At 73.5% G+C, this 26,826-nt stretch carries 23 protein-coding genes; 17 read left to right on the forward strand and 6 right to left on the reverse strand.

All coding sequences use genetic code 11. The features are described 5' to 3' along the window. Window positions 1–89: 89 nt before the first annotated feature. From GA0070607_RS15365 to GA0070607_RS15400, 8 genes are all read left to right on the forward strand, one after another. The gene (locus GA0070607_RS15365; RefSeq protein ID WP_089018829.1) at window positions 90–1,379 is read left to right on the forward strand and encodes a hypothetical protein; all 1,290 of its coding nucleotides are present in this window, start codon (window positions 90–92) and stop codon (window positions 1,377–1,379) included. Window positions 1,380–1,420: 41 nt separating this feature from the next. Next, entirely contained in the window at window positions 1,421–2,812 is a 1,392-nt protein-coding gene (locus tag GA0070607_RS15370) for an efflux RND transporter periplasmic adaptor subunit (RefSeq protein ID WP_089021873.1), read from the forward strand. After that, complete coding sequence (locus GA0070607_RS15375; protein ID WP_089018830.1) at window positions 2,809–3,738, forward strand: ABC transporter ATP-binding protein; 930 nt, start codon at window positions 2,809–2,811, stop codon at window positions 3,736–3,738. Before GA0070607_RS15370 ends, GA0070607_RS15375 begins: the two co-directional genes overlap by 4 nt. Then, window positions 3,735–4,919 carry an ABC transporter permease gene (locus GA0070607_RS15380; RefSeq protein ID WP_089018831.1) on the forward strand — a complete coding sequence of 395 codons (1,185 nt, stop codon included), beginning with the start codon at window positions 3,735–3,737 and terminating at the stop codon, window positions 4,917–4,919. The genes GA0070607_RS15375 and GA0070607_RS15380 overlap by 4 nt, the downstream gene beginning before the upstream one ends. Window positions 4,920–5,142: 223 nt before the next feature. Further along, the gene (locus GA0070607_RS15385) at window positions 5,143–5,352 is read left to right on the forward strand and encodes a helix-turn-helix domain-containing protein (RefSeq protein ID WP_007465625.1); all 210 of its coding nucleotides are present in this window, start codon (window positions 5,143–5,145) and stop codon (window positions 5,350–5,352) included. A gap of 249 nt (window positions 5,353–5,601) precedes the next feature. Beyond that, entirely contained in the window at window positions 5,602–5,703 is a 102-nt protein-coding gene (locus tag GA0070607_RS15390) for a 30S ribosomal protein bS22 (RefSeq protein ID WP_007465623.1), read from the forward strand. A gap of 121 nt (window positions 5,704–5,824) precedes the next feature. Continuing rightward, window positions 5,825–6,898 carry an NAD-dependent epimerase/dehydratase family protein gene (locus tag GA0070607_RS15395; RefSeq protein ID WP_089018832.1) on the forward strand — a complete coding sequence of 358 codons (1,074 nt, stop codon included), beginning with the start codon at window positions 5,825–5,827 and terminating at the stop codon, window positions 6,896–6,898. A gap of 32 nt (window positions 6,899–6,930) precedes the next feature. Next, window positions 6,931–8,001, forward strand: coding sequence for a lysophospholipid acyltransferase family protein (locus tag GA0070607_RS15400; protein ID WP_089021874.1), 1,071 nt, complete (start codon window positions 6,931–6,933; stop codon window positions 7,999–8,001). A 10-nt stretch (window positions 8,002–8,011) separates the two neighbouring features. Here GA0070607_RS15400 and GA0070607_RS15405 read toward each other — a convergent pair whose 3' ends face one another. The 3 genes from GA0070607_RS15405 to GA0070607_RS15415 form a co-directional block, all read right to left on the reverse strand. Beyond that, window positions 8,012–8,881, reverse strand: coding sequence for an HAD family hydrolase (locus GA0070607_RS15405; protein ID WP_089018833.1), 870 nt, complete (start codon window positions 8,879–8,881; stop codon window positions 8,012–8,014). Between the two features lie 150 nt (window positions 8,882–9,031). Further along, complete coding sequence (locus tag GA0070607_RS15410) at window positions 9,032–9,919, reverse strand: DUF5667 domain-containing protein (RefSeq protein WP_172899042.1); 888 nt, start codon at window positions 9,917–9,919, stop codon at window positions 9,032–9,034. 279 nt (window positions 9,920–10,198) lie between these two features. After that, window positions 10,199–11,149, reverse strand: a complete 951-nt coding sequence (locus tag GA0070607_RS15415) for an ECF subfamily RNA polymerase sigma factor, BldN family (protein WP_089018835.1) — start codon at window positions 11,147–11,149, stop codon at window positions 10,199–10,201. A gap of 575 nt (window positions 11,150–11,724) precedes the next feature. Here GA0070607_RS15415 and GA0070607_RS15420 point away from each other — a divergent pair. The 3 genes from GA0070607_RS15420 to GA0070607_RS15430 are packed head-to-tail and all read left to right on the forward strand — an operon-like array spanning window position 11,725 to window position 14,286. Then, a complete protein-coding gene (locus GA0070607_RS15420; RefSeq protein ID WP_089021875.1) occupies window positions 11,725–13,359 on the forward strand; it encodes an AMP-binding protein in 1,635 nt (544 codons plus the stop codon). After that, window positions 13,349–13,603 carry a glutaredoxin family protein gene (locus GA0070607_RS15425; protein WP_089018836.1) on the forward strand — a complete coding sequence of 85 codons (255 nt, stop codon included), beginning with the start codon at window positions 13,349–13,351 and terminating at the stop codon, window positions 13,601–13,603. The genes GA0070607_RS15420 and GA0070607_RS15425 overlap by 11 nt, the downstream gene beginning before the upstream one ends. 20 nt (window positions 13,604–13,623) lie before the next feature. Next, entirely contained in the window at window positions 13,624–14,286 is a 663-nt protein-coding gene (locus GA0070607_RS15430) for an HAD family hydrolase (RefSeq protein WP_089018837.1), read from the forward strand. On the opposite strand, the gene GA0070607_RS15435 is transcribed toward GA0070607_RS15430, so the two are convergent. Continuing rightward, window positions 14,267–14,920 (reverse strand): response regulator transcription factor, encoded by a 654-nt coding sequence (locus tag GA0070607_RS15435; RefSeq protein ID WP_074314799.1) that lies wholly within the window; start codon window positions 14,918–14,920, stop codon window positions 14,267–14,269. The genes GA0070607_RS15430 and GA0070607_RS15435 overlap by 20 nt on opposite strands. A 58-nt stretch (window positions 14,921–14,978) precedes the next feature. Next, a complete protein-coding gene (locus GA0070607_RS15440) occupies window positions 14,979–16,277 on the reverse strand; it encodes a sensor histidine kinase (RefSeq protein WP_089018838.1) in 1,299 nt (432 codons plus the stop codon). Window positions 16,278–16,646: 369 nt separating this feature from the next. On the opposite strand from GA0070607_RS15440, the gene GA0070607_RS15445 reads away from it, so the two are divergent. The 6 genes from GA0070607_RS15445 to GA0070607_RS15470 all read left to right on the forward strand — a co-directional run bounded on the left by GA0070607_RS15445 (window position 16,647) and on the right by GA0070607_RS15470 (window position 23,412). After that, window positions 16,647–17,417, forward strand: a complete 771-nt coding sequence (locus GA0070607_RS15445) for a redox-sensing transcriptional repressor Rex (RefSeq protein WP_089018839.1) — start codon at window positions 16,647–16,649, stop codon at window positions 17,415–17,417. After that, window positions 17,414–18,811 (forward strand): glutamyl-tRNA reductase, encoded by a 1,398-nt coding sequence (locus tag GA0070607_RS15450; RefSeq protein WP_089018840.1) that lies wholly within the window; start codon window positions 17,414–17,416, stop codon window positions 18,809–18,811. The genes GA0070607_RS15445 and GA0070607_RS15450 overlap by 4 nt, the downstream gene beginning before the upstream one ends. After that, window positions 18,808–19,776, forward strand: a complete 969-nt coding sequence (gene hemC / locus GA0070607_RS15455; protein WP_089018841.1) for a hydroxymethylbilane synthase — start codon at window positions 18,808–18,810, stop codon at window positions 19,774–19,776. Before GA0070607_RS15450 ends, hemC begins: the two co-directional genes overlap by 4 nt. Then, the gene (locus tag GA0070607_RS15460; protein ID WP_089018842.1) at window positions 19,773–21,353 is read left to right on the forward strand and encodes a bifunctional uroporphyrinogen-III C-methyltransferase/uroporphyrinogen-III synthase; all 1,581 of its coding nucleotides are present in this window, start codon (window positions 19,773–19,775) and stop codon (window positions 21,351–21,353) included. Before hemC ends, GA0070607_RS15460 begins: the two co-directional genes overlap by 4 nt. A gap of 21 nt (window positions 21,354–21,374) precedes the next feature. After that, the gene (hemB, locus tag GA0070607_RS15465; RefSeq protein ID WP_089018843.1) at window positions 21,375–22,358 is read left to right on the forward strand and encodes a porphobilinogen synthase; all 984 of its coding nucleotides are present in this window, start codon (window positions 21,375–21,377) and stop codon (window positions 22,356–22,358) included. Window positions 22,359–22,896: 538 nt separating this feature from the next. Further along, on the forward strand, window positions 22,897–23,412 hold the full coding sequence (locus tag GA0070607_RS15470; RefSeq protein ID WP_089018844.1) for a helix-turn-helix transcriptional regulator: 516 nt from the start codon (window positions 22,897–22,899) through the stop codon (window positions 23,410–23,412). A 65-nt stretch (window positions 23,413–23,477) separates the two neighbouring features. On the opposite strand, the gene GA0070607_RS15475 is transcribed toward GA0070607_RS15470, so the two are convergent. Further along, window positions 23,478–26,756: a lamin tail domain-containing protein gene (locus GA0070607_RS15475; protein ID WP_089018845.1), complete on the reverse strand. Its 3,279-nt coding sequence runs from the start codon at window positions 26,754–26,756 to the stop codon at window positions 23,478–23,480. Window positions 26,757–26,826 lie beyond the last annotated feature (70 nt).

Raw genomic sequence — 26,826 nt, forward strand, 5'->3', positions numbered from 1 at the left:
CCGGCGGCGTCCCTGCCCGTGGCCCGCCGGGTGGGTCGGGGGTCGTGCCGGCTTCGCCCGATCGGCCGAGAGGTCGTACCCTTCGCCGGGTGACCGACGGGGTGCATCAGCCATCACTGCGACGGCTCTGGCCACTGTGGACAGGGCTCGTGGTGTTCGTCCTCCTGCTGGGCTGCGGCCTGCCGACGGTGCTGCTGGTCGGCGTGGTGCGCGAATCGGGGGACCGGGCCGTCGTCGGCCGGGTCGGCACGTCGGCTACCGACGACCCCGCCACCGCCGTCGCCCGAGGGCTGGCCGACCGGATGACCGCCCAGCTCAAACGGCAGGCCACCGCACTGCTCGGCGGGGACCGGGCCGGCTTCCTCGCCGTCGCCGAGCCCGCCGCGCACACCGATCTGCGCCGCCGCTTCGCCGCGCTGCGCGCCCTCAAGGTCACCGTCTGGCGGGCCGAGCCGAGCGGCCTGCCGGCGCCGGTGGTCGGCAAACCGGGCGAGTGGCGGCTGCTGGTGCGCTTCCAGTACTGCTTCGTGGCCCCCGGCTGCCGCCCCAGCCCGGTGCTGATCGGCACCCGCTGGCGGGAGAACGCCGCCCAGCCCCTGCTGGTCGCCATGGAGGAGTCCAAGTCGGCGGAGACCGGCACCCGACCCTGGGAGATCAGTGACCTGGCCGTGGCGATCGGCGCGCGGACCATCGTGGCCACCACCCCGGCGCTGCGCGGCAAGTTGCCCGGTCTGCTCGCGCAGGCCGAGGCGGCGGCCACGGTCGCCGACGGGTACGTGGTGACCGGTTCGCCGCCGGACCGGTACCGGATCTTCTATGCCGGGCGCAGCGAGTGGCAGCGCTGGTACGGCGGCGACCGGCCACAGTGGACCGGTGGCTACGCGGTGACGGTGGGCGGCGGCCACCACGAGGTGGTGCTCAACGCCGACGGGCTGCCGAGCAGCGGCGCCGACGACCTGCTCCGGCACGAGCTGACCCACGCCGCGTCGCTGCCGGAGCGCGGCTATCCGGGCAAGACGACCTGGTGGCTGGTGGAGGGGCTGGCCGAGTACGCGGGCGCCGGTGGCCAGCCGGTCGACCGGTACGAGGGGCTCGCCCAGGTGCGCAAGCTGGTCCGGAGCAGTTGGGACGGCCGGCTGGAGGGCATCACCCCCGCCGCCGACGCCCCCGCGGACCGTGTCGGTGGCAGCTACGGCGTCGGCTACCTGGCCGTCCGGCATCTCGTCGACCGGTACGGGCCGCAGCGGCTGCTCGCCTTCTTCGAGGCCGTGGTGCACGGGCGCAAGGCGCTCGGGGACGCCGCCGAGCAGGCGTTCGGCGAGCAGTGGTCGACGTTGCACGACGAGTGCGTGGCGTACGTCCGCGCCGCCGCCGCCTGACGGCCCGTGGGGGTCGTGGCGGTGAGCCGTACGATCGATGGGTGCGCCGCACCCAGTCGCCGCGGCCTACCCACGTCACGCGGCCCCGCCTGCTCACCGCCCTGACCGCCGTCGCCGTCCTCACCGCCACCACCGCCGCCTCGTGCGGCGACGACCAGCCGCCCGTCACGCTCGCCTCGGCCGCTCGCAGCCCGGTCACCGAGGTGATCGACGCGCCGGCGACGGTGACCGCCCGCGCCGCCGCCACCCTGACCGCCCCCGCCGACGGCACCCTGGCCAGTCTGCGTGTCGAGCCTGGACAGCGGGTGAAGCGGGGCCAGGTGCTCGCCGTGGTCGACTCGCCCACCGCGCGGCAGCGGCTCCGTCAGGCGAAGGAGGCGCTCACCGCCGCGAAGCGAGCCGGCCGGGGCGTCTCCGCCGGCGACCTGACCGGCAGCCGGCGCGGCACCGACAAGGCCGCCGACGAGGCGTTCGACGCGGCGCGCAAGGCCGCCGAGAAGATCGCCGACCCGCAGTTGCGGGACGCCCTGCTGACCCAGGTGACCTCCGCCCAGCGGCAGTACACCGCGGCCGCGCGCACCGCCGACCAGGCCGTCCGCGCGGTACAGCGGGGGATCAGCGGGCTGAACTCGGCCGTCGGCGCGCTCTCCGCGGCGCAACGGCTGCAGGCCCAGCAGGCGTACGACCTGGCGAAGGCGACAGTCGACGCGCTGACCCTGCGCGCCCCGATCGCCGGGGTGGTGCAGCCGGGCGGCACCCCGGCCGGCGGTGGCCCGACCGGTGGCCTCGCCGGGCTGCTCGAGCAGGCCGGTGGCGCCCAGGCGGCCGGGATCGACCCCTCGGCGCTGGCCCCCGGCCGGGGCGGGCCGCCCGCGGGCGTGGATGACGCGGTCGCGGTGGGCGGTCAGGTCACCGCCGGCACCCCGGTGCTCACCGTGGTGGACACCGGGCAGTTGGGGCTGCTGGCCGAGGTGGACGAGACCGACGTGCTGCTGGTCAGGGCCGGGGTGACTGCGACGGTCGAGCTGGACGCCGTCACCGGCGCCAGCTACGACGCCACGGTCCGGTCGGTCGACGTGCTCCCCACCAGCTCCGCCCAGGGCGGTGTCACCTACCGGGTACGCCTGGCGCTGGGCGCCGGGAAGCTGGCTGAGGACGAGCGGGCCCCGACGCCGCGCCCGGGCATGAACGCGATCGTCCACCTGCGGGTGCGCGAGGCCGCCGACGCGGTGACCGTCCCCGCCTCGGCGGTCTTCTCCGCCGACGGCCGGGACGCCGTCTGGGTCGTCCGCGACGGGAAAGCGGACCGGGCACCGGTGACCGTCGGCGTCCAGGGATCGGACCTGGTGCAGATCCTCGACGGTGTGCAGGCCGGCGACCGGGTCGTGGTCCGCGGCGCCGACAAGGTCCGCGACGGCCAGGAGGTGCGGTGACCGGCTTCCCGCCGGCGATCGAGGCGGTGGACGTGTCCCGGACGTACCAGCTGGACGGGGTGTCGGTCGAGGCGCTGCGCGGGGTGTCGCTGATCGTGCGGCCGGGTGACCACGTGGCGTTGGTCGGGCCGTCCGGGTCGGGCAAGTCCACCCTCATGCACCTCCTCGGCGGGCTCGACCGACCCACCGGCGGCCGGCTGGTCATCGGCGGTCGGGATGTCAGCGCCCTGTCTCCGCCGGAGATGGCGACCCTGCGCAACGAGACGATCGGCTTCGTCTTCCAGGCGTTCCACCTGCTGCCGCGTACGTCGGCGGTGGAGAACGTGGCGTTGCCGCTGGTCTACCGGGGCGTGCCGGCCCGGCAGCGTCGGGAGCGGGCCGCGGCGATGCTCGGCCGGGTCGGCCTCGGGCATCGGCTGGACCACCGGCCCAACCAGATGTCGGGCGGTGAGCAGCAGCGGGTGGCGATCGCCCGCGCGCTGGTCACCGAGCCGACGGTGCTGTTGGCCGACGAACCCACCGGCAACCTGGACAGCGTCACGGGCGCCGCGGTGCTGGAGCTGCTGGAGCGGTTGAACGTCGAGTCCGGTGTGGCGCTGGTGATGGTCACGCACGACCAGGAGGTCGCGGCCCGGGCCCGCCGCCGGATCACCATGCGCGACGGCGTGGTGGTGGCGGACAGCGCGGCCGACGACGGCCCCACCCACCTGCATGATCGACCGCTGTCCGTTGATCATGGTCGACCTGCGACACTGGTCCCCGCTCCCAGCGCGGAGCCCCGGTCCGTGTCCGGAAGCGGCCCGGGGCACCCGTCCGGTGGCTCTGGTGGCGCCGCCGGAGCCACCGGGCGCCTTCCGCACCCGCCGGCCAACGGCCGCGGGACCGGTGACGCCGGCGCGGCGACCGGCGACGGGAGCGAGTCGTGAGGGTCGCCGAGGCGTGGCGGGTGGCGCTGGACGCCTTACGGGCCAACCGGCTGCGCAGCGCGCTGACCATGCTCGGGGTGATCATCGGGGTGGCCTCGGTGGTGCTGCTGGTGGCCATCGGCACCGGCACCAAACAGAAGGTGGAGCAGCAGGTCGAGGGGCTCGGCTCCAACCTGCTGCTGGTCGTCCCCGGCCGGATCGAGGTGGGGAACGCGCCGGTGGTCTCGCCGCTGACGCTCAAGGACGTGGACGCGGTGACCCGGGTGGTCGGCGATCCCGATCGGGTGGCGGTCACCATCGCCTCCGGGGCGACCGCGCGGGCCGGTGCCCGCTCCGACTTCACCACGGTGCAGGGCGTACTGGAGACCACTCCGGAGGTGTTCACCCGGTCGCTGGCCCGGGGCCGCTACCTCACCGGCACGGACGTGGACACCAGCCGGCGGGTGGCGGTGCTCGGCGACTCGGTGGCCCGCGCCCTCTTCCCCGACCGGGACCCGCTCGGGCAGCAGGTGACGCTGGCCGGCGTGCGGTTCCGGGTCATCGGCGTCTTCGCGCCGCTCGGGCAGAGCCTCGGCGTCGACCGGGACGACGAGGTGCACGTGCCGGTGACCGCCGCGCAGCGGCTCTGGGGCACCCAGCGGGTGGACGGCATCGCGGTGAAGGCGCCGGACCGGGAGCGCATCGACGAGCTGGGCGAGCGGATCGTCGCCGAGCTCAACCACCGGCACCCGGACACCGAGTTCAGCGCTGTCACCCAGCAGCAGATCCTCGGCGTGCTCGGCGACATCCTCGGCGTCCTCACCGGCGTGCTCGCCGCCATCGCCGGCATCTCGCTGCTCGTCGGCGGGGTCGGCGTCTCCAACATCATGCTGGTAAGCGTCCGGGAGCGGACGCGGGAGATCGGGCTGCGCAAGGCCGTCGGTGCCCGCCCCCGTGACATCGGCGTGCAGTTCCTGTTGGAGGCGGTGCTGCTCACCACGATCGGTGGGGTGACCGGGATGGCCCTGGGCGTGGGTACCGCCCTGCTGGTGGACGCGCTGTCACCGATTCCGGCGGCGATCACCTGGTGGTCGTTGGCGCTCGCGTTCGGCGTGTCGGCGGCGGTGGGCATCGTCTTCGGGGTGGTTCCCGCGCAGCGGGCCGGCCGGCTGGACCCGGTGGTCGCGCTGCGCGCGGAGTGAGCCCCGACCACACCGGGCTCCCGCAACCGGACGCCGGACGCAGGCGGGGAGATACCGGGAGCGTGGAGCGGGTGAACCGGCAACCAGAACATGATCAGTTGTACGAAGGGATCGCGCCGGTCACAGCCGCCCCGCTACCGTACTGGTAACACGCGCGTCGCCGGCCCGGCCCGGAGCATCCGTCGGGTTGGCACGCGCCGGGCATGGGATGGGTCGGTGAGCCATGGCCGGGTCGCAGTCCGACGGACGGCTGTCGGAGGTCAAGTTCCTCACCGTTGCCGAGGTGGCGACGGTGATGCGGGTGTCGAAGATGACGGTCTATCGCCTGGTGCACAGCGGTGAGCTCACCGCGGTCCGGGTGGGCCGTTCGTTCCGGGTGCCTGAGCACGCGGTGCACGAATATCTCCGGGGTGCCTTTCAGGAGACCGCCTGAGCCACCGTCGCGCTCACCGAGCGCGACGTAGCGGGTCCTGGCGGGCCCCGAGGTCACTCCCGGAAAGCGGCATCGACGGGGGCGCGTTGGTCCTGCTGACGCTCTCCGGCTACCCTGGAGCCCGACCGAGACCCCACCGGTGCGCCCCGCCGCCCAGACTGGTCCGGTCCGTTGTCCGCAAGCGGTCGCCGTCGCCACCTGCGTGGTGTCATCCGGTCCGCCCCGCACGTTGTATCGAAAGGCTGTCGTATGGGCTCGGTGGTCAAGAAGCGCCGCAAGCGCATGGCTAAGAAGAAGCACCGCAAGCTGCTGCGCAAGACCCGCGTCCAGCGTCGCCGTCTCGGCAAGTGATCGCCGCCGGGCTCGCGGCCCGGCATCCGGCATCACTTGCCACCTGTCGACCTCCGGAGGCTCAGGTGATCAGGCCGTGGTCGTCCCGGCTCGATCACTCCTGCCGGGGTAGGTGTGTCAGATGACCCCCGGTAGCACCTCAGGTGCTCCGGGGGTCGTCGTCGTCACCGGGGTCGGCCGCTACCTGGGCGCCCACGTGGCGGCCCGGCTGGCCGCCGACCCGCGCATCGAGCGGGTCATCGGGGTGGACGCGCCCGAACCCGGCGCCGAGTTCACCGATCTGCTGGACCGCGTCGAACGGATCCGCGTCGACGCCGGCTCGCTCGGCGGGCTCCTCGCCGACCTGGACGTCGACGCGGTGGTGCACCTCGCGCTGGTCAGCGCCGCCGACCCGCAGCACGGCGGCCGGTCGGCCATGAAGGACCAGAACGTCATCGGCACCATGCAACTGCTCGCCGCCTGCCAACGGGCACCCCGGCTGCGCAAGCTGGTGGTCCGCTCGTCGACCGCCGCGTACGGCGTGTCGTTCCGGGACCCGGCGGTGTTCACCGAGGAGACCGAGCCGCGCGAGGTGCCGCGCGGCGGGTTCGGCCGCGACATCCTCGACGTCGAGGGGTACGTCCGCGGCTTCCGGCGTCGCCGGTCCGACGTCACCGCGACGGTGCTGCGCTTCGCGCCGTTCATCGGCTCGACCGCCGACACGACGTTGACCCGCTACTTCGCCCAGCCGCTGGTGCCCACTGTCTTCGGCCGCGATCCCCGCCTGCAGTTCCTGCACTTCGACGACGCGTTGGAGGTGCTGCACCGGTCGATCGTGGAGGATCACCCCGGCACCTACAACGTCGCCGGGCCGGGGGTGCTCTCCCTGTCCCAGGCGATCCGGCGGGCCGGTCGTGTGGCCGTCCCGGTGCTGGAGCCGGGCCTCTCCGGTGCGGCCGCGCTGGCCCGCAGCATGGGCTTCGGCCGCTACGGCCTGGACCAGGTCGACCTCTTCGTGCACGGCCGGGTGGTCGACACCACCCGGCTGGAGCGCGAGTACGGCTTCACGCCGCGCTCCACCGCCGCGGCCTTCGACGACTTCATCCGCGCCCACCACGGAGGCGTCGTGGTCACCCGGGATCACCTGGCCGCCGCCGAGCAGCTCGTCCTGGACGGCATCCGGCAGGTCCGCTCGGCGATTCGGGAGCGGTCGTGACCGGGGCGGGGGAGGGGCGTGACCCGGCGGGCATCGGGCGGTTCGACGTACCGCAGGGGCCGGTCGCGCCAGCCGTGGAGCCGGCGCGGCGCAACGGACACCGACCGACGGCCCCGTTTGCGCCGACCCCGGCGGCGGCTGACGAGGTCGACACCGCGGCCACCGACGAGCCGGCCGGCGGCCCGGCCACCGACGAACCGGCGGGTCCGGCCACCGACGGCGCGCCGGGTGGCACCGAGCCGGCCGTTCCGGATCGGCCGGGTGACCACTGGGACCGGAAGGTCGCGAACGGCCTCTCGTTCCTGCGCCGACGGCTCTCCGGCGACTACGAGGTCGACGAGTTCGGCTTCGATCCGGAGCTGACCGACGCGGTCTTCCACCCGCTGCTGCGGCTGCTCTACCGGGACTGGTTCCGCACCGAGGTCAGCGGGGTGGAGCACGTGCCCGTCGACGGGCCCGCCCTGGTGGTCGGCAACCACTCGGGCACTGTGGCGCTGGACGCGTTGATCCTCTCGGCGGCGCTGCACGACAAGCACCCGGCTCGTCGCTACCTGCGCCTGCTCGGCGCGGACCTGGTCTTCCGAATGCCGGTGGTGTCGGAGATCGCCCGCAAGACCGGTGGCACGGTGGCCTGCAACCCGGACGCCGAGCGGCTGCTCCGCGGCGGCGACCTGGTCGGTGTCTTCCCCGAGGGCTTCAAGGGCGTCGGCAAGCTCTACGCCGACCGGTACAAGCTGCAACGGTTCGGCCGGGGCGGCTTCGTCTCGGCGGCGCTGCGCACCGGCACCCCGATCGTGCCGGTCGCCATCGTCGGCGGCGAGGAGATCTATCCGATGCTCGCCGACATCAAGCCTCTCGCGCGGCTTCTCAAGCTGCCGTACTTCCCGGTCACGCCGACCTTCCCGTGGCTCGGGCCGCTGGGCATGGTGCCGCTGCCCAGCAAGTGGCTGATCCAGTTCTGCCCACCGATCCCGACCGCGCACCTGACCGACTCGGCGGACGATCCGCTTGTGGTCTTCAACCTCGCCGACCAGGTGCGGGAGACCATCCAGCAGACCCTGCACACGCTGCTGGAGCGGCGACCGGACCCGTTCGGCCCCTGAGCGGGTCGGGTCAGCCGCTGCGGCGGCGGCGCTGCAACGCCAGGCCGCCGGCGACCACGCCGGCGACCAGACCGGCCGCCGCGGTCGACGGTACGGCGATCTTGACGGCACGGCGGCCGGTGCGGAAGTCCCGCACCTCCCAGCCGCGCTGCCGCGCCTGCCGCAGCAGGGTGCCGTCCGGATTGACCGCTACCGCCCGCCCCACGGCGGAGAGCAGCGGCAGGTCGTTGGCCGAGTCGCTGTAGGCCGCGCAGCGGGTCAGGTCCAGTCGCTCCACTGCGGCGAGCTGGGTGACCGCCTCGGCCTTCGCCGGCCCGTGCATGAGGTCGCCCACCAGCCGCCCGGTGTACGCCCCGTCCACCACCTCGGCCACCGTGCCGATGGCGCCGGTCAGGCCGAGCCGGGTGGCGATCACCCGTCCGATCTCCACCGGGGCGGCGCTGACCAGCCAGACACGCTGGCCAGCGTCCAGGTGGCGCTGGGCGAGTTGGTGGGTGCCGGCCCAGATCCGGGGAGCCATCAGCTCGTCGAAGATCTCCTCCGTGAGGCGTTCCACGTCGTCCACCCGCCAGCCCTCGACGAAGGCGAGCGCGGCCTCCTTGGCCTGGGACATGTCACCGGCGTGCTCCCGGGCCAGCAACCGGAACCGGAGCTGCTGCCAGGCGAACCGGGCAAGGTCGGCGCTTGTGAAGTAGTTCCGGGCGGCGAGGCCGCGGGCGAACCAGTAGATCGACGCGCCCTGCATCATCGTGTTGTCCACGTCGAAGAACGCCGCTGCGGTCGGGTCTGGCGCGGTCGCCGGAGCCAGCTCGGTCTCCGCCCAACCGGCGGTGTGACCATGGACGTCGGTGCTGACCGTCACCTTGCGGCTGCGGGCCACGCGTCTCCCTTCCTCGCCAGCTGCGATGGATGCCTTCAGCGAGGGTAGCCGGCCAGCATGGTCGGTCGGCCGGGCAGACAGCGAACTGTGGCACGACCGGCCGGACCTGCGGTATGGGAGTGGCCGGGGCGGCTGACCGCCCCGGGTGGGTCAGCGGGTGCCGGGGCAGGCGGACGGCGCGGGGCCCAGGGCGTCGCTGGCCGCCGGCGCCGGCAGGCCGCAGGCGATCGCCGCGCGCAGCGCGTCCGAGCGCTCCCGGATGCTGTCCAGCAGCACCAGCGAACGCCGGGTGCGCTCCCGGTCGGCCCGGGTGGCCCCGTCGAGCAGGTTGCCCACCGCTCGGCGCTGGCCAGCGACGAAGGTGTTTACGGTGTCCAGGCTGGCCGGCTCGGCCCGCTGCACGGCGGCGGCGGTGAGCAGGCGCACACCCTGCCGGGTGTCGGCGTCCATGTCGTCGAGGACCGCGCTGTAGCCGATCCGGTCACCGCGCAGCTCGGCGGCCTCGCCGAGTCGGGTGCGGGCGAAGTCCAGGAAGAGCTGACCGCGGCTGATGTCGGAGCTGGCCAGGGCCAACTGGGCCCGCTCGGTCGAGCGCTTCATCCCGTACAGCGCGTCGCCGGGGACGGCGTTCTCGCTGGCCGCGGAGATGCCGGAGACGGCGATGGCGCCGGCCGCGATGCCGATCAGGATCGCGCCCCGGGCGCGGGCCCGGCGGGCGGTGACCGCCGGAAGCAGCGAGGCGCGGGTGGTGCTGGCGGGACGCGTGGTGGCCGGTTCCCCGGCCGGTGGGGTAGCGCCCAGCCCTTCCCGCACGGCGGTGGCGAGCAGCATCGCCCGCAGGCCGGTGCGGAAGTCGGGGTCCACCTCGACCGCCGGTGGATCGACGCTGAGTCGCTGGCCCACTGCGACGAGTGGGGCGAGCTGGCCATCCGCCCGGGACCGGACGTGGTGCCGCCGGCCGCCGTTGGCCTCGTCGAGAAGCTGCGCGAAGCGCTCGGCGCGCCGGCGGGAGAAGAGGATGTCGTCCACCGCAGGCACCTCCTCTCGCTGGTCACGGCCGGTCGGCCGCCGTCGTTGCCAGCGACCGGGCGGCAGTGTGACACCACGGAGGTGAGGCCCCGTCCGGCATGCCGGTCGGACCTCGGTGACCCGGGCCTGCCGGGGCAACCACCGGTCGCACCCGGAGAAACGCCGTGGACCGGGCACGGGTTACGGGCCTGGCGGGGCGGAAATCACAGAAAGTGATCGTCGTCACCAGGCGGGACCGACTGAGCTGCCCGGACGTCGATCGACGCCCATCGGTCCCGCCGAAAGAAACTACGGCTGGAAGCCGTCGGGCAGGAGTCGGGCCAGCGCGCGGACCGCCCGGTACTGGAGGGCCTTGATGGCGCCCTCGTTCTTGCCCATCGCCCGGGCCGTCTCGGCGACCGAGAAGCCCTGGAGGAATCGGAGCACGATGCACTCCTGCTGCTCCGGATTGAGCTGCTTCACGGCGGTGAGCAGGGCGACGTTGGTGATGTGCTCGACCACCGCCGCCTCCGGGCTGCCCTCCGGGCCCCGGTCCTCCCGGTCGGCGTCGAGGACGTCGCCGGTGGTGACCTCCAGCCGGTACCGGCCGGACTTGAAGTGGTCCGCGACCAGGTTGCGGGCGATGGTCACCAGCCAGGCGCCGAGGTCGCGGCCCTGCCAGGTGAAGCTGCTGATCCGCTTGAGCGCGCGGAGGAAGGTGTCCGAGGTGAGATCCTCGGCGAGCTGCCGGTTGCCGACCCGGAAGTAGACGAACCGGAACACGGTGTCCACGTACCGGTCGTAGATCAGGCCGAACGCCTCGGACTCGCCGGCCTGGGCCCGCTCGATCAGCGTCCAGACCTCGGTGGCCGGGTCGGACGGATCCGGTCGGCTCGGAAAGCCGGTCGGGGTGGTGGTGGCCGGCACCGCCGGGATCACCGCCGTCTCGCCCGCGGACGGGTCGGTGGTCGTCGCCGGCGTGTCGCTGACCCGTCGTCCCTGGACCGGCATGGTCGGCCGGGCCGGCACGGCGACCCGGCCCCCGGCCGGCTTCGCGTTCCCGCCGGGCACCCCCGGTCGTGGTGGCGGCTCATTGTGGTGTGGCCTGTTGCGAATCCGCTTGGCTGTCCCGTCGCCCCGCACGGCGGTGCTGTGCGGCTCGTCCATCGGGGCGCGGGCCGCCGGCCGCTCGTTGACCTGGGCACGGGTCGTCTGACCGGTCAGGCCGACCGGGCGCTCCGCGTAACCGAAGGTGGTCACCGCGTCGCCCCCGTCCCGTCGGTCGCCGGGCGGGCCGGTCTGCGGGTCGTCGGTGCGGACCGACCGGGCTTCCGGTCGGGCAGGACGGTTCCGGGGTGTGCCGACGGGCGGCAGTTCCCCTTGAGGTGCTGGTCCAATGCGCTCACAGGCACGGGGGCCTCCTCGGGCTGAGGGGTGTCGACTCACGGCAAATGGGGTGAGCCGACCCGAGTGATGATAGGGCCAACGTCACCCGCGCGTGGCAAGTCCGTTACACAGGGCGGAAGTATTTCCCGCTCAATCGCGCCGTCGGCGGACCCGTTGTCCGTCGTGTGCGTTTGACTTTCGAGCGGCGCGGCGATCCAGGATGGATTCCCTGGTCGAGGGCGCATTGGCCGTTCGGCTGGCCCGCCCCGTCGGGTGGTCGGTGTGGGCCCGTCCGAACGCCGGTGAATGGCGTCACCCGTCCCATCGACAGGACCTGATCGGATCGTCGGTGGCACAAAGGTCGGTCCCGTGGGCGGGACTGACACCGCCCCCCGGTCCGGGCGCCGGGGCGTGGCCTGGCGCCGCCCGCTGTGCCAGACTCGATCACCGTGCAGGACGCATCGGCAAACCCCGCGCCGAACCTCGCCGACCGGGTCCACCGGGCGGCTCTTGACCACGGCGACCGTGCCGCGCTGCACTGGCGTGACCGGACGCTCAGCTGGTCCGAACTGGACGCCGCGGTGGACTCCACAGCGCACGCGCTGACCGCCACCGCACCGCCCACCGACCCGGGCGGTACGCCACCACGCGTCGCGATCGCGCTGCCCAACACCCTGGACTTCGTCGTCAGCTGGCTCGGCGCGCTGCGCGCCGGGCTGGTCGCGGTGCCGGTCAACCCCGGCTTCACCGCCCCGGAGCTGCGGCACGTGCTGGCCGACTCCGGCGCGTCGGTGCTGATCGGCACCGAGCGGGTCCGGGGCCTGGTCGCCGAGGTGGCCGCCGAGCTGCCCGCGCTCACCGCCGTGCACGGCACGCCGCCCCACTCGGTCGACGACGTACCGGAGCCGCCGGCACGCCCACGCCGGGGCGGTGCCGACCTGGCCGTACTGCTCTACACCTCCGGCACCGAGGGCCGGCCCAAGGGCGCGATGCTCTCGCACCGCGCGCTGCTGGCCAACCACGAGCAGGTGGGCCGGATCGAGCCGCAGGTGGTCGGTCCGGAGGACACCGTGCTCCTGGCCCTGCCGCTGTTCCACGCGTACGGGCTCAACTCGGGGCTCGGCGCGGTCGTCCACCATGGCGCCACCGGCGTGCTGCTCGACGAGCCGGGGCCCGCGGCGGGGCTCGACGAGATCGCCCGGCACCGGGTCAGCGTGCTGGTCGGCGTACCGTCGATGTTCCTGGCCTGGGCCGGCGCGGCGGAGGTCCGCGCGGCGACCGCCTCCGTCCGGGTGGCGGTCTGCGGCGCGGCGCCGCTCGAGCCGGCGGTCGCGGCGCGCTTCACCGAGGCCACCGGTCATCCGGTGCACATCGGGTACGGCCTCACCGAGACCGCGCCGGTGCTCACCTCCACCCTGGTCGGCGGGGTGGCCAAGGCCGGCTCGATCGGTCGGCCGCTGCCCGGTGTCCGGTTGCGCCTGGTCGGCGCGGACGGCACGGACCTCTGGCGCGACGGCCTGCCCACCCCCGACGAGGATCCGGACGAGCTGGACATCTCCGACGCGGCGCCGGGCACCGACCCGGGGCAGATCGTGGTGCGCGGCCCCAACCTCTTCACCGGCTACTGGCCGGACGGCCGGGACGGCCCGGACGCCGACGGGTGGTGGGGGACCGGCGACGTCGCGTACGCCGACGAGGACGGCGACCTCTTCCTGGTCGACCGGCTCGGCGAGCTGATCCTGGTCAACGGGTTCAACGTCTATCCGCACGAGGTCGAGCTGGTGCTCGCCGGGCACCCCGGGGTGGCCGAGTCCGCCGTACTGGGTGTGCCGCATCCCCGGACCGGCGAGACTGTCCGGGCGTACGTGGTGCCGGCGCCGGGGCGGCAGGTGACCGGCGAGGAACTGCTCGCCCACTGCGCGCGGAACCTGGCCCGGTTCAAGTGCCCGACCGCTGTCGAGTTCGTCGACGCCCTGCCGCACTCGGCGATCGGCAAGGTACGCAAGGCCCAGCTCCGGTCGGCGACGCCGGCCGACCCGCCGGCGAACGCTGACACCCGCACGGAGGTAACCGATGTCCACTGACGCCCGGCTCGCCCTCATCACCCGTCCCGGCTGCCATCTGTGCGACGACGCCAAGGCGGCGCTCGACCGGGTGGTGGCGGTCACCGGGGACAAGTGGGTCGAGTGGGACGTCACCGGGGACGAGGAGCTGGAGCGGGAGTACGGGGACCGGCTGCCGGTGGTGATGCTCGACGGCAAGGAGCACGGCTACTGGCGGGTGGAGGAGGAACGGCTGCTGCGGGACCTGACCACGCCGCAGCTCTGAGCGGTGCCTATGGTGCTCTGATGACCCCTGCACGCCCCCACCTGGTGTGGGACTGGAACGGCACCCTGCTCAACGACCTCAGCCTGGTGGTCGCGGCCACCAACGTGGCGTTCGCCAGCGTGGGCGGGCCGGTGGTCACCTCCGACGAGCACCGGGTGCGGTTCCGTCGGCCGATCGCCGAGTACTACGCCGAGGTGCTCGGCCAGGCCGTGGACGACGACGAGTTCGGCCGGCTGGACCGGATCTTCCACGACGCGTACCGCAGCGGGTTGACCACCTGCGAGCTGGCCGCCGACGCGCGGACCGCGATGGCCGCCTGGCCGGGCAGCCAGAGCCTGCTCTCCATGTGGTTCCACGAGGAGCTGGTGCCCACCGTGCACACCTACGGGTTGACCGGTCACTTCACCCGGGTGGACGGGCTGCGGGCCACTGTCGGCGGCGACCGCAAGGCCGAGTCGCTCGAGCGGCACCTGGCCGAGCTGGGCGTGGACGGCGCGTCGGTGATGCTGATCGGCGACTCCATCGACGACGCGGACGCGGCGCTCGCGGTGGGTGGTCGGGCGGTGCTCTACACCGGCGGGTTCACCGACCCGGCCCGGCTGCGGGCCTCCGGTCACCCGGTCGCCGACACCCTCACCGACGCCGTGGCCCTGGCCCAGGAGGTCAGTTCCGCAGGTAGGTGAGGACGGCCAGCACCCGCCGGTGCTGCTCGGTGTCCGGCGGCAGGGTGAGCTTGGTGAAGATGTTGCGCACGTGCTTCTCCACCGCGCCGTCGCTGACCACCAGCGCGCGGGCGATGGCGGTGTTGGAGCGCCCCTCGGCCATCAGGGCGAGCACCTCGCGCTCGCGCGGGGTCAGCTCGCGCAGCGGGTCGTCCCGACGGCGTCGGGCGAAGAGCTGACCGACCACCTCCGGGTCGAGCACTGTGCCGCCGGCCGCCACCCGGCGCAGCGCGTCCAGGAACTCGTCGATCGCGGCCACCCGGTCCTTGAGCAGATAGCCGATCCCGCCGCCCGCGCCGCCGGTGGTGGCCAGCAGGTCGTCGGCGTACGAGACCTCGACGTACTGGGACAACACCAGGATCGGGGTACGCGGCACCAGCCGGCGGGCCTCCACCGCCGCGCGCAGCCCCTCGTCGGTGTGCGACGGGGGCATCCGGACGTCGACGATCGACACGTCCGGCCGGTGCTCCACCACCGCCTCGACCAGCGCGTCGCCGTCCCCGACGGCGGCCACCACCTGGTGACCGCTCTCGGTCAGCAGCCGCACCAGCCCCTCGCGGAGCAGGACGGCGTCGTCGGCGATCACGATGCGCATGGCTGTGTTGTCTACCACGTCCGGCCCGCCAGGAGGGCTCGACGCGGTGCCCGCCGGCTCACAGCGGAAGCTCCGCACGGATCTCGGTGGGCCCGCCGGCCGGGCTGACGACGGCCAGTTCGCCGCCGGCGGCCCGCACCCGGTCGGCGATGCCGACCAGCCCGTGCCCCTTGGCCAGGTGCGCACCGCCCTGCCCGTCGTCGCCCACCCGCACCAGGAGATGGCTGCCCTGCCGGGTCAGCGCGACGGTGGCTTCGGTGGCCCGGCTGTGCTTGGCGACATTGGTCAACGCCTCGGCCACCATGAAGTACGCGGTGTTCTCCACCGCCGGGTCGAGCCGCCCGCCAGGTGTGCCGAGCTGCGGGTCCACCTGGAGCTCGATCGGGATCAGCCCCCGGCCGGCGAGCGCGGCGAGGGCGCTGGGCAGGCCCCGGTCGACCAGGATCGGTGGGGCGATGCCCCGGGACAGCGCCCGCAGCTCGGCCAACGTGTCCCGGGTCTGTGTGACGGCCTCGTCGATGGTCCGGCCGGCCGCCTCCGGGTCGGAGGCGAGCTGCTGCCGGGCCCGGCTGAGGTCCATCGCCAGCCGGACCAGGCGCTGCTGGGGGCCGTCGTGAATGTCGCGTTCCAGCCGGCGCAGCGCGGACGCCTCGGCGGAGACGGCGGCACGCTTCTGCTCCTCCAGCACGGTGATCCGGTCCCGCATCTCGGCCACCCCGGTCAGCAGCGCCCGGGCGAAGCTCGCCTGGAGCAGCGCGCAGCCCCGGACCACGATCGGCAGGGTGATCAGGAAGAACACACCGATCGCGGTGGTCAGCCCGATCCGCGCGGTGGTCGAGTCGCCCAGGCCGAGCAGTTGGGCGAGGTCGCTGTCGCCCTCGCGGCGCGGCAGCGTCCAGTCGTACGCCCAGTAGAGCGAGCCGGTGACCGCGGCGGCCCACCAGGCCAGCGTCACCACGAACGTGATGACCGACACGATCAGACGCAGCACGCCGTGTGCCACGTCGAGCCAGGACTGGGCGTCCCGCATCGGCACGAAGATCCGCCGCCAGGTGTTCGCCCCCGCCTCCGGCAGCCGGTAGTGCGGCCTGATCCGGGGCTGACGGAGTACCGCAGGCAGCCGCAGCCGCTCGATGTCGGCCAGCCCGCGGGCGGCGTACAGGGTGCCGCTGATGATCGGCAGGCCGATGACCGTGACCACCAGCCCGACGCCGACCGCGAGGCCCACGACGAGGACGACGAAGCTGGTCAGGGCCAGGGGTAGGCCGAGCAGCACGTACCCGGAGTCGACGAAGAGCTGGCGGGGGATGCTCGGTGCCAGTGTCGGCTGGTCGCTGGTGGCGGCAACGGCGGTCATGCCCCAAAGGCTAGGTAGCCCGGGTCCGCCACCCCATCCCGAAGCCCTGCCTCTCCCCCGTAGTGCTGTCCCTACCTGTCCCGGCGCGTCTGTCCGGCATGGGCGCGGGATTAGTCAGAGAAGTCGGGAATGAGCAATAATTGGCCTGGCGGTGCGGGGTGGACGCCGCTGAATCGATCTTGTGGGACGGAGGTGCTGGTGGGGTCGCGCCGCGCAGCGACAAGATCGCGATTTGTGCACGTCTTCACAAGCGCCTACTCTCTAGTTCCGACGCGCCCTGCTAGCACAGCCGGCAATCTCGGTCGCCAGCGGGAGTCCATAAGCGGCCCACCAGCGGAGTTGGCCGAGGATCGCACCGCACGGAGTCTCATGAGTCAGCATCGTCACCCAGGCGCGCCCGGCCGCGCCGGTGCCGTACCGGCGCTCCCGGACCTGCCCGAGGCGACCGTCGCGCGGCTCCCGGAATACCTGCGTGCGCTGCACAACCTCGCCGACGCCGGCCACGAGACGGTCTCCAGCGAGGGCCTGTCCGCCGCCGCTGGGGTCAACTCCGCCAAGCTCCGCAAGGACCTCTCCCACCTCGGCTCGTACGGCACCCGGGGCGTCGGCTACGACGTCGCGCTGCTGATCGAGCAGATCGAGTACGTGCTCGGGCTCACCCAGCGCAGGGCGGTCGCCCTGGTCGGCGTGGGTAATCTCGGTCACGCTCTCGCCGGTTACGACGGCTTCGCGAGCCGGGGCTTCCGGATCGCCGCACTGCTCGACGCCGACCCCTCCCGGGTCGGCGAAGAGATCAACGGCCTGGTGGTCCGGCATGTCGACGAGCTGCCGGCGATCGCTGCGGAGGAGTCCATCGCGATCGGCGTGATCGCCACCCCGGCCGCCGCCGCCCAGCAGGTCGCCGACCAGCTGGTCGCGGTCGGCGTGACGAGCATCCTCAACTTCGCGCCGTGCGTACTCTCGGTTCCGGAGGGGGTTGACGTGCGCAAGGTCGACCTCGCCATCGAGCTGCAGATTCTGTCCTTCCACGAGCACCGCAAGGCGTCACTGACCGCGCTTCCCGCCACCGGCGGGTCCGCTCTCACCGCCCTGCCGGGTGGCCTCGCGGCCACCGACACCCAGGAGGCGATCGGCACGTGAAACTGCTCGTCGTCGGCGCGTCCTACCGGACCGCCCCGGTCGCCACGCTGGAACAACTGGCCGTGCCCCCAGCCGACCTCACCCGCACCCTGGACCGCCTGGTCGCCCAGCCGTACGTGGCCGAGGCGGTGCTCGTCTCCACCTGCAACCGGGTGGAGGTCTACGCCGCCGTGTCCGGTTTCCACGGTGGGCTCGGCGACATCTGCGCCGTCCTGGCCGAGCAGGCCGGCAGCTCGCCGGCGGCGCTCGCCGGTCACCTGTACGTGCACTACGACGCCGCCGCCGTGGACCACGTCTTCCGGGTCGCCACCGGGCTCGACTCGATGGTGGTCGGCGAGGCGCAGATCCTCGGGCAGCTGCGTGACGCGTACCACTGGGCCACCGGCGCGGACTCGGCCGGCCGCCTCCTGCACGAGCTGATGCAGCAGACGCTGCGGGTCGGCAAGCGGGCCCACGCCGAGACCGGCATCGACCGGGCCGGCCAGAGCGTGATCACCGCCGCGCTGGAGCTGGCCGCCGGGCACCTCGACGGTGACCTCGCCGGCCACCCGGCCCTGGTTGTCGGAGCCGGCGCGATGGGCTCGCTCGGGGTGGCCACGCTGTCCCGGCTGGGTGCCGGGCCGCTCACCGTCACCAACCGGGGCGCCGACCGGGCCGTGCGGCTCGCCGAGTCGTACGGGGCGGGCGCCGTGCCGATGGCCGAGCTGGCCGACACGCTCTCCACAGTGGACATCGTAGTGGCAGCCACCGCCTCCACCGAACCGGTCCTCACCCGAACGGTGGTCGGCGCGGCGCTGGCCGAGCGGGACCCGGCCCGGGGGCCGCTGGTCCTGCTCGACCTGGCCGTCCCGCGCGACGTCGAGGAGGGCGTCGTCGACCTGCCCGGCGTCGAGGTGATCGACATCGATCGGATGGCGGCGCTGCTCGCCGACGGTCCGGCCGCCGCGGACGCCGCCGCCGTCGAGCGGATCGTGCTCGGCGAGGTGGAGAGCTTCCTCTCCTGGCTGCGCGGCGCCGACGTGGCGCCCACCGTGGCCGCGCTGCGCGGCCGGGCCGACGACGTGGTCACCGCCGAGCTGCGCCGGCTGGCCCAGCGCCGCCCCGACCTCGGTGACGACCTGCGGGCCGAGGTGGCCCGCACTGTGCACCGCGTGGTGCAGCGGCTGCTGCACCAGCCCACCGTCAAGGTCCGCCAGTTGGCCGCGGAGCCCGGCGGCGACCAGTACGCGGCCCTGCTGCGCGAATTGTTCGATCTCCAGGTGCCGCAGACCTCACCGGTGGACACCGTCCCCGACGTGGTGGCACCCGACCTCGGCGCGGCGTTCAGCGCCACCGACCCGGTGCTCGGCGCGGACGCCACCGACCCGACCCCGCCCACCGGAGGTGCGCGATGACCGCCCCCCTACGCCTCGGCACCCGGGGCAGCGCCCTGGCGATGGCCCAGTCCGGTCAGGTCGCCGAGGCGTTGACCGCCGCGACCGGCCGCCCGGTCGAGCTGGTCGAGGTGGTCACCGCTGGTGACCGCTCCAGCGCGCCGGTGCACCGGCTCGGCGTCGGGGTGTTCGTCTCCGCGCTGCGCGACGCGCTCGCCGCCCGGACCATCGACTTCGCGGTGCACTCCTACAAGGATCTGCCCACGGCCGCCGCCGGCGGACTGCACATCGCGGCGGTGCCGGCCCGGCAGGACCCACGCGACGCGTTGATCGCCCGGGACGCCCGGACGCTCACCGAGCTGCCGCCCGGGGCCACCGTGGGCACCGGCGCGCTGCGCCGGATCGCCCAGCTGCACGCGCTCGGCCTGCAGCTGGAGGTCACCCCGATCAGGGGCAACGTGGACACCCGCCTGGCACGGGTGCTCGGCCCCGAGGCCGACCTCGACGCCGTCGTGCTGGCCCGGGCCGGGCTGGCCCGACTCGGCCGGGCCGACGTGATCACCGAGACGCTGGACCCGATGCTGATGCTGCCCGCGCCCGCCCAGGGTGCGCTGGCCGTGGAGTGCCGGGTCGACGACCAGGACCTGGTCGAGCTGCTCGCGGTGCTCGACCACGCACCGTCGCACGCCGCCGTCACCGCGGAGCGCGCGTTGCTGGCCACCCTGGAGGCCGGGTGCAGCGCACCCGTCGCCGCCTATGCGGAACTCGCCGAAGGTGACGCCGGCGATGAGATCTACCTGCGCGGGGCGGTGATCAGTCCGGACGGCACTCGTGACCTCCGGCTGTCCCGCACCGGAACGCCCGCCGACGCGGCGGAGATCGGTAAGGCACTCGCCGCCGAACTCCTCGACCTCGGCGCCGACTCGATCCTCGGCCACGAAGGACACACCGGCTCGGGGACCCAGCAATTTGGGAGCACAGAATGACCCGCACCCGTAAGCCCGTCGGCCGTATCGCGTTCGTCGGGGCTGGCCCCGGTGACCCGGGCCTGCTGACCCGTCGGGCGCACGACGCCCTGGTCGACGCCGACCAGGTGATCTACGACCGGGGAGTCCCGGAGTCGTTGCTCGCCGTCGTACGCGCCGAGGCCAGGGACGACGCCGAGTTCACCCCGGCCGAAGGCGCGCCGGGGGACGTGGCGAAGGTGCTGATCTCCGCGGCCCGGTCCGGGCTGAACGCGGTGCACCTGGTCGCCGGCGACCCGTTCGGCCACGACTCGGTGGTCAAGGAGGTGCAGGCGGTGGCCCGCACCGCCGCGCACTTCGAGGTGGTCCCCGGGGTCGGTCAGGCCGAGGGCGTGGCCACCTACGCGGGGGTCCCGTTGCCGGGCGTGCGTACCGCCGCCGACGTCGAGGACGTCAGCGCGCTGGACTTCGAGGCGCTGGCCGCAGCCGTCGGCCGGGGTTCGCTCGCCGTCGCTGTGGACGCCGGTGACCTCGCAGCCGTCCGGGACGGGCTGTTGGCCGCCGGGGTCGACGGCACCACCGGCGTCGCGGTGACCGGCGACGGCACCGGCGAGACCCAGTACACGACCACGTCGACCGTCGACAGCTTCGTGGCCGCCGCGCTCGGCTTCACCGGCCGGGTGGTGCTCACCGTCGGCGCTGGCGTCGGTCAGCGGGACAAGCTGAGCTGGTGGGAGAACCGCCCGCTGTACGGCTGGAAGGTGCTGGTGCCGCGGACCAAGGAGCAGGCCGGCGTGATGAGCGCCCGGCTGCGCGCGTACGGGGCGATCCCGTGCGAGGTGCCGACCATCGCGGTCGAGCCGCCGCGTACCCCGGCGCAGATGGAGCGGGCGGTCAAGGGCCTGGTCGACGGTCGCTACGCCTGGGTCATCTTCACCTCGGTGAACGCGGTCCGCGCGGTCTGGGAGAAGTTCGCCGAGCACGGCTTGGACGCCCGGCACTTCGGTGGCGTCAAGATCGCCTGCATCGGTGAGGCGACGGCGGACGCGGTTCGCGCGTTCGGCATCCAGCCGGAGCTGATCCCCGCCGGGGAACAGTCCTCCGAGGGGCTGCTGGCCGAGTTCTCGCCGCACGACGAGGTCCTCGACCCGGTGGGCCGGGTGCTGCTGCCGCGCGCCGACATCGCCACCGAGACGCTCGCCGCCGGGCTCACCGAGCGCGGCTGGGAGGTCGACGACGTGACCGCGTACCGGACGGTCCGGGCCGCGCCGCCGCCCGCCGAGATCCGCGACGCGATCAAGTCGGGCGGGTTCGACGCGGTGCTCTTCACCTCGTCCTCCACCGTGCGGAACCTGGTCGGCATCGCGGGGAAGCCGCACGCGCGTACCGTTGTTGCCGTCATCGGGCCCAAGACGGCGGAGACCGCGACGGAGTTCGGCCTGCGGGTCGACGTCCAGCCGCCGCACGCCTCGGTGCCCGACCTGGTGGAGGCGCTCGCGGCCTACGCCGTCGAGCTGCGCGAGAAGCTCGCCGCCATGCCGGCGAAGCAGCGTCGCGGCTCGAAGGTGCAGGGGCCGACCGCGCTGCGCTTCCGGTAGTCGTCTTCAGGAGGGGCTCCCATGTCGTACCCCGAGATCCGGCCCCGCCGGCTGCGCCGCACCCCGGCGATCCGCCGGCTGGTCTCCGAGACGCGGGTCGACCCGGCCGAGCTGGTCGTGCCGATGTTCGTCAAGGAGGGGCTGACCGAGCCTCGGGCCATCGCGTCGCTCCCGGGGGTGCTCCAGCACTCCCGGGACTCGCTGCGCAAGGCGGCGGTCGAGGCGGTCCAGGCCGGCGTCGGCGGCATCATGCTCTTCGGTGTGCCGGAGCACCGGGACCCGACCGGGTCCGGTGGCATCGACCCGAACGGCATCCTGAACGTCGCCATCCGCGACGTGGTGGCCGAGGTGGGCGACGCCACGGTGGTGATGAGCGACCTGTGCCTGGACGAGTTCACCTCGCACGGGCACTGCGGCCTGCTCACCCCGGGTGGCGAGGTGGACAACGACGCGACCCTGGAGGCGTACGCCGAGATGGCGGTGGCCCAGGCCGCCGCCGGGGTCCACATGGTCGGGCCGTCCGGGATGATGGACGGCCAGGTCGGTGTCGTGCGCCGGGCGCTCGACGCCGCCGGGCACCAGGACGTGACCGTGCTGGCGTACGCCGTGAAGTACGCCTCGGCCTTCTACGGCCCGTTCCGCGAGGCGGTGGAGTCGACGCTGGAGGGCGATCGGCGCACCTACCAGCAGGACCCGGCCAACCTGCGCGAGTCGCTGCGCGAGGTGGCGCTGGACGTCGCCGAGGGCGCTGACCTGGTGATGGTCAAGCCGGCGCTGCCCTACCTCGACGTGGTGTCGGCGGTGCGGGCCGCGGTGGACGTTCCGGTCGCCGCATACCAGGTCTCCGGTGAGTACGCGATGGTCGAGGCGGCCGCCGCGAACGGCTGGATCGACCGGGAGCGGGTGATGCTGGAGACGCTCACCTCGATCAAGCGGGCCGGCGCCCAGATCATCCTCACCTACTGGGCCGTCGAGGCCGCCGGGCTGCTCCGCGAGCGCTACTGAGTCCAGGCTCGACTCCGGCCGCGCCGTCCCCCAGCCTGCCGGGGCGCGCGGCATCGGTTCACGCGCGTCCAAGCGCGGTCCTGACGCCGTTGTCCCCCGCACGCGAACGGGCGACGCGGTAGCGGCTGCCCGCACGTCCGCACCTCCGGACGTGCGGATCCAGCGGTCCCGGAGCGTAACCATTCGACGACCCCTCACGACCATGCTCCCCGCCTTTGCTCTGCACCCACGACGGCGACGATTACCCTCCGCTATCGGTGCATATCGAACTGCAGAGCAAAGGGTGTGAAGGTGAGGTTCTAGGTCCGCCCGCCGGGATCGTGATTCCCCTGGTCGAGCCGGGGCTGTGCCTGATGTGATGTTCCGGCTTGAGGTGGCAGCGGGAAGACCTGCTACGCGGTGTGGCGGCGGCACCGTCGGATGCCGCGAGCACGGAAAGTGATCTGCCGGCCATGGACGTTGTCCACAGGCCAGCTCGTTGTCCACAGGCGCGGTATCCGGGATTGCGGTCAGGTCCACCGGGCGGGACGGTGGCCGCATGAGCGATTCGTCAGCCTCATCCGAGCCGGTGCTGATCACCGAGCCTTCCGACGCGCCCTGGCCGGCCGCCGGCATCGTCCGTGCGGTCCGCCGTCGGGCCGACCTGAGCCAGCGCGAGCTGGCGCGGTGGGCGGGTGTGCACCACGCCACCATCGGCCGGATCGAGGCCGACCGCATGGTGCCGAGCATTGTCCTGCTCCGGCGCATCATCAGCGTGGTCGGCTACCGCCTGGCCGTGGTGGACGAGTTCGGCCGGGTGCTGAAACCGATGCTGGACTGGCAGGACACGCTCAACGGCGCGGAGCGTCGCTACCCGTCGCACCTGGACACCATCCTCGACCCCGAGCCGGGCGAGTGGTGGGCGGACATCTACGGGTTGGCCCGCCCGCCGGAGACGTTCTATCGCGACAGGGCAGTTCGAGACGCGATGCGGCGGCGCAGCCAGTGGGAGGTGCGGGTGGCCCGACACCGGCACCTGCCCCGACCGCCCTGGCCACCGCGCGGCGTGCTCTGACCTTGGACTGAGCGAGGCCCGTCGATCCGGAACGGATCGACGGGCCTCGCCGGGAGCGCGTGCCGTCAGTCGTCGTTGGTGATCGTCCCGACGGCGAGCGGGTCGGCCAGCCGCAGGCCGGGCACGCCGGCCACCACCAGGTTCAGCTTTTCGTCCGACTCGCGCTTGCGGTCACCGCGCACCGTCACCGGGAACGCCACCGACGTCTGCCCGGCCGCCAACACCTTGCATCCGGCGTACGCGTCGAAGTCCGAGCCCGCCTGCGCCGTGAGGCCGACGGTGGCGGCGCAGAGCAGCACCGGCTGGGACAGCGGCCGGGACACGGTGGCGGTGAAGGTGAGCTGCCGGCTTCCCTTGTCGCCCTCGACCAGCGTCGTGTCGGCGACGGTCAGCGACGCCCTGGACCGGAACCGGGCCACCTGCGGGTCGTGGTCGCTGGAGCCCCGCGACCCGTCGCCGCTGAACTCCGCCGGCCAGTCCGCGTTGACGTGCGCCGCCCGCACCTGCACCAGGTCGCCGTAGAGCGCGTCGTTGACGAACAGGTGGTCGAGAGTCTGCGCCTGGCCCTCGAAGCTGTACGAGTACGCGGCCGACGGGGTGTCCGCGACCAGGTTGTCCCACAGGTTGTGCAGGCCCGCGTCGTAGAGCGGGGCAAGCTGGTCCGACGGGGTGGGCTGGCTGCCCGTCGCGATGGGATCGTCCGGGCGGGGGAAGACGTTCAGGTCCCCGCCGTAGACCACCCGGGCGTTCTGGTCGGCGGCTTCGATCGCGGTCACGATCGCCGCGCCGTACGCCGCCTGCTCCCGACGCTGCCCGATCCGGCTGTCCGGGCCGGAGGAGTAGTGGTTGCTGAGCGCGTACAGGGTGAACCGCTCTGCCGAACCCGGCGTCGCGGCCACGCTGAACCTGCCCAGCTGGGGAGCCCGGGTGAAGACGTTGTTCCCATCCCGGCCCGTCGAGGTGTCCACGTCGGCCGGCAGCACCGCGTTGAGCGCCTTCGGGTTCTGCACGTCGGCGTTTGTCGGCAGCCCCGGGGCGCGGTACTGGACGGTCGGCGCCGAACCCAGCAGCGGGTCGGTCGCCGTCGCGGGAGCCAGCGACAACCGGTCGGTGCGGTACAGGAAGGCGGCGGTGATGCCGCGGGCGTCCGCGCCGGTCCGGTCGTAGGCAGCGGCGTACGCCGGACCGCCGGCCGCCGCCACTGCGAGCGCCAGCTCCTGGATGGTGTCCGGGGCGCCGTCCGCGTTGTTTGTGTCGCCGCAGGTCAGCGCCGCACCGGAGACCGTGCAGATGTCCTGGTCCTCGGCCTCCTGCACCAGGATCAGGTCCGGCGCGTGCAGGTCCTTGACGATCTGGTCGGCGAGCGCGGCCAGCTGCTCGCGGTATTCCGCCTCGCTCCCAGGGACGTAGTCGAACGGCGGGTCGACGCCCGGGCAGCCCGCGTTACCTGTGAAGTCGCAGCCGTCGAAGGGGTCGTCCCGGTAGTCGTACAGGTTCTCCACGTTGTACGTGGCGACCGCCACCTCCTGCGACCTGTCGGCCGGCTTCGGCGGGTTGTTCTTCGACGGGTCGGCCCCGGCGTCGAACTCCGCCCGCTCGACCTGGACGCCGTACTTCTCGAACGAGTAGTAGACCCCGCCCACCGCGTCGGCGCGCAGCGTGTCGAAGGTGTGCGCCGGCGGGAGCAGCGCCGTGCTGTCCCCGGCGGTGGCCTTGACGCCCATGCTGCCGAGCAGCACCCGCTGGCCGTTGCCGTCGTCGAAGCGGCGGGTCGGGTCGTTGTCCAGCGGGTGGGAGTCCCGGAACACCCGCCGGGCGTACGGGTCGGTGCGGTCCAACAGCGGGTCGTCCCGGTCGACCACCCACAGCTCCGCGTCGGCGGTGGACGAGAAGAGGTCCCGGCCGCTCACCGCGCCGCTGCCCGCGCGCACCCGCAGCCGGGCGCCCTCGTGCCGCTCCCAGAAACGCTGCGCGTCGGTCAGCTCGGCCGGCGGGGCCGCGTCCGTCACCGCGACCGCGGTGGCCACGTCCAGGCCGGTGGCGATCCGGCGGACCAGCGAGGCGCCGGAGAGCTGGGTGAAGTTGAAGTACTCCGACACCCGGGCCCGGAGCACCACCTCGTCGCCGACCGTCGGCACGTAGCCACCGATCAACGAGGTGAACGTGCCCATGAACACGAAGATGCCGTCGGAGCTGGTCGGGTCGCCGTCGGTGTCGCCGGTGCGGCTCTGCAGGAAGAACCCGTGCTGTTCCGCCCCGGCCGAGGTGCGGGCCAGGGTCAACTGGGTGATCACCCCGCGGACGTCGTACAGGATGCTGCTCGTGCCGTTGCCGCTCGCCGGTGCGAGCGGCGACCGGTCGGTCGGGCCGGACTCGGCGTCGGTGGTCGGACCCTGCACCTCGCCGACTGTGAGCTCCCGGGTCACCTGCACGACCAGCGCGCAGCTGGCGGTGCCGCCGCCCGCGTCGGTCGCGGTCACCGTGACGGTGTACGGCCCGGCGGCGAGGTCGGCGCTCGCACCGACCGTGGCGCGGGCGGTGCCACCCACCCCTTCGGCCGGGGTCAGCGCGGTGCGGGTGATCGAGCCGGTGGCCGGGGTCGGGCTGACCGCGGTCACCGCCAGGTCGACGACCGTGTCGTCGGGGTCGGTGGCGGTGACCTCGCGGGTCGCCGCCGTGCCCGCGGCGGTGACCAGCGGCCCGCCGCAGGTCAGCGTCGCCGGCGCGTCGACCGGGCCACCACCGTCCACGGTGTGCGTGCCGAGCCCGTCGAAGGTGTCGACCGGGAAGCCGGCCCACTGTGCGGCCGGATCGAACGCGTCCGACGGGTCGGTGTCACCGGCGGTCACGGCGGGCAGTCGGCGCAGCGTGTTGTCGGCCGTGCTGGTGGCGCCGGCGCCCCACTCCGTGCCCGGATCGACGCCCACCTGGCCGATCGAGTCGAGCACTGTGGTGCCCCGGCGCAGCACGATCGCGTCGTCACCGTTGAACAGGCTCGCCCCGGTCGTCTGGTCGGCCTGGGCGAGGACGGCGGACCCGGCCGAGGCGCTGGCGAACACGAACGCGTCGCCAGCGGCCACCGTCCCGGTCAACGCGATGGTGGTGGCCGTGGCGGAGCCGTTGAAGAAGAGCTGGAGCTGATAGCCGCCGCCGGCGAGGTCGACGGCGCCACCGGTACCGTTGAACAGCTCGATCGCCTTGTTGTTCGACGAACCTTCGACGTACTCCGAGATGAACAGGTCGGTGGGCGCGGCGCTGGCCGCGGTGGGTGCGACGCCGAGGGCCGTGACAGTCACGGCGACGGTGGCTGTCGCGAGCGCGGCGATTGTGCGGCGCGGGCGCATAGGGCCTCCACGATGGGTGGATGGGAGTCAACGCACGTTAAGGTGCGCAGCCGTCCAGCGTCCATCCCCC

It is taken from the genome of Micromonospora coriariae, assembly GCF_900091455.1.
GTDB lineage: Bacteria > Actinomycetota > Actinomycetes > Mycobacteriales > Micromonosporaceae > Micromonospora > Micromonospora coriariae.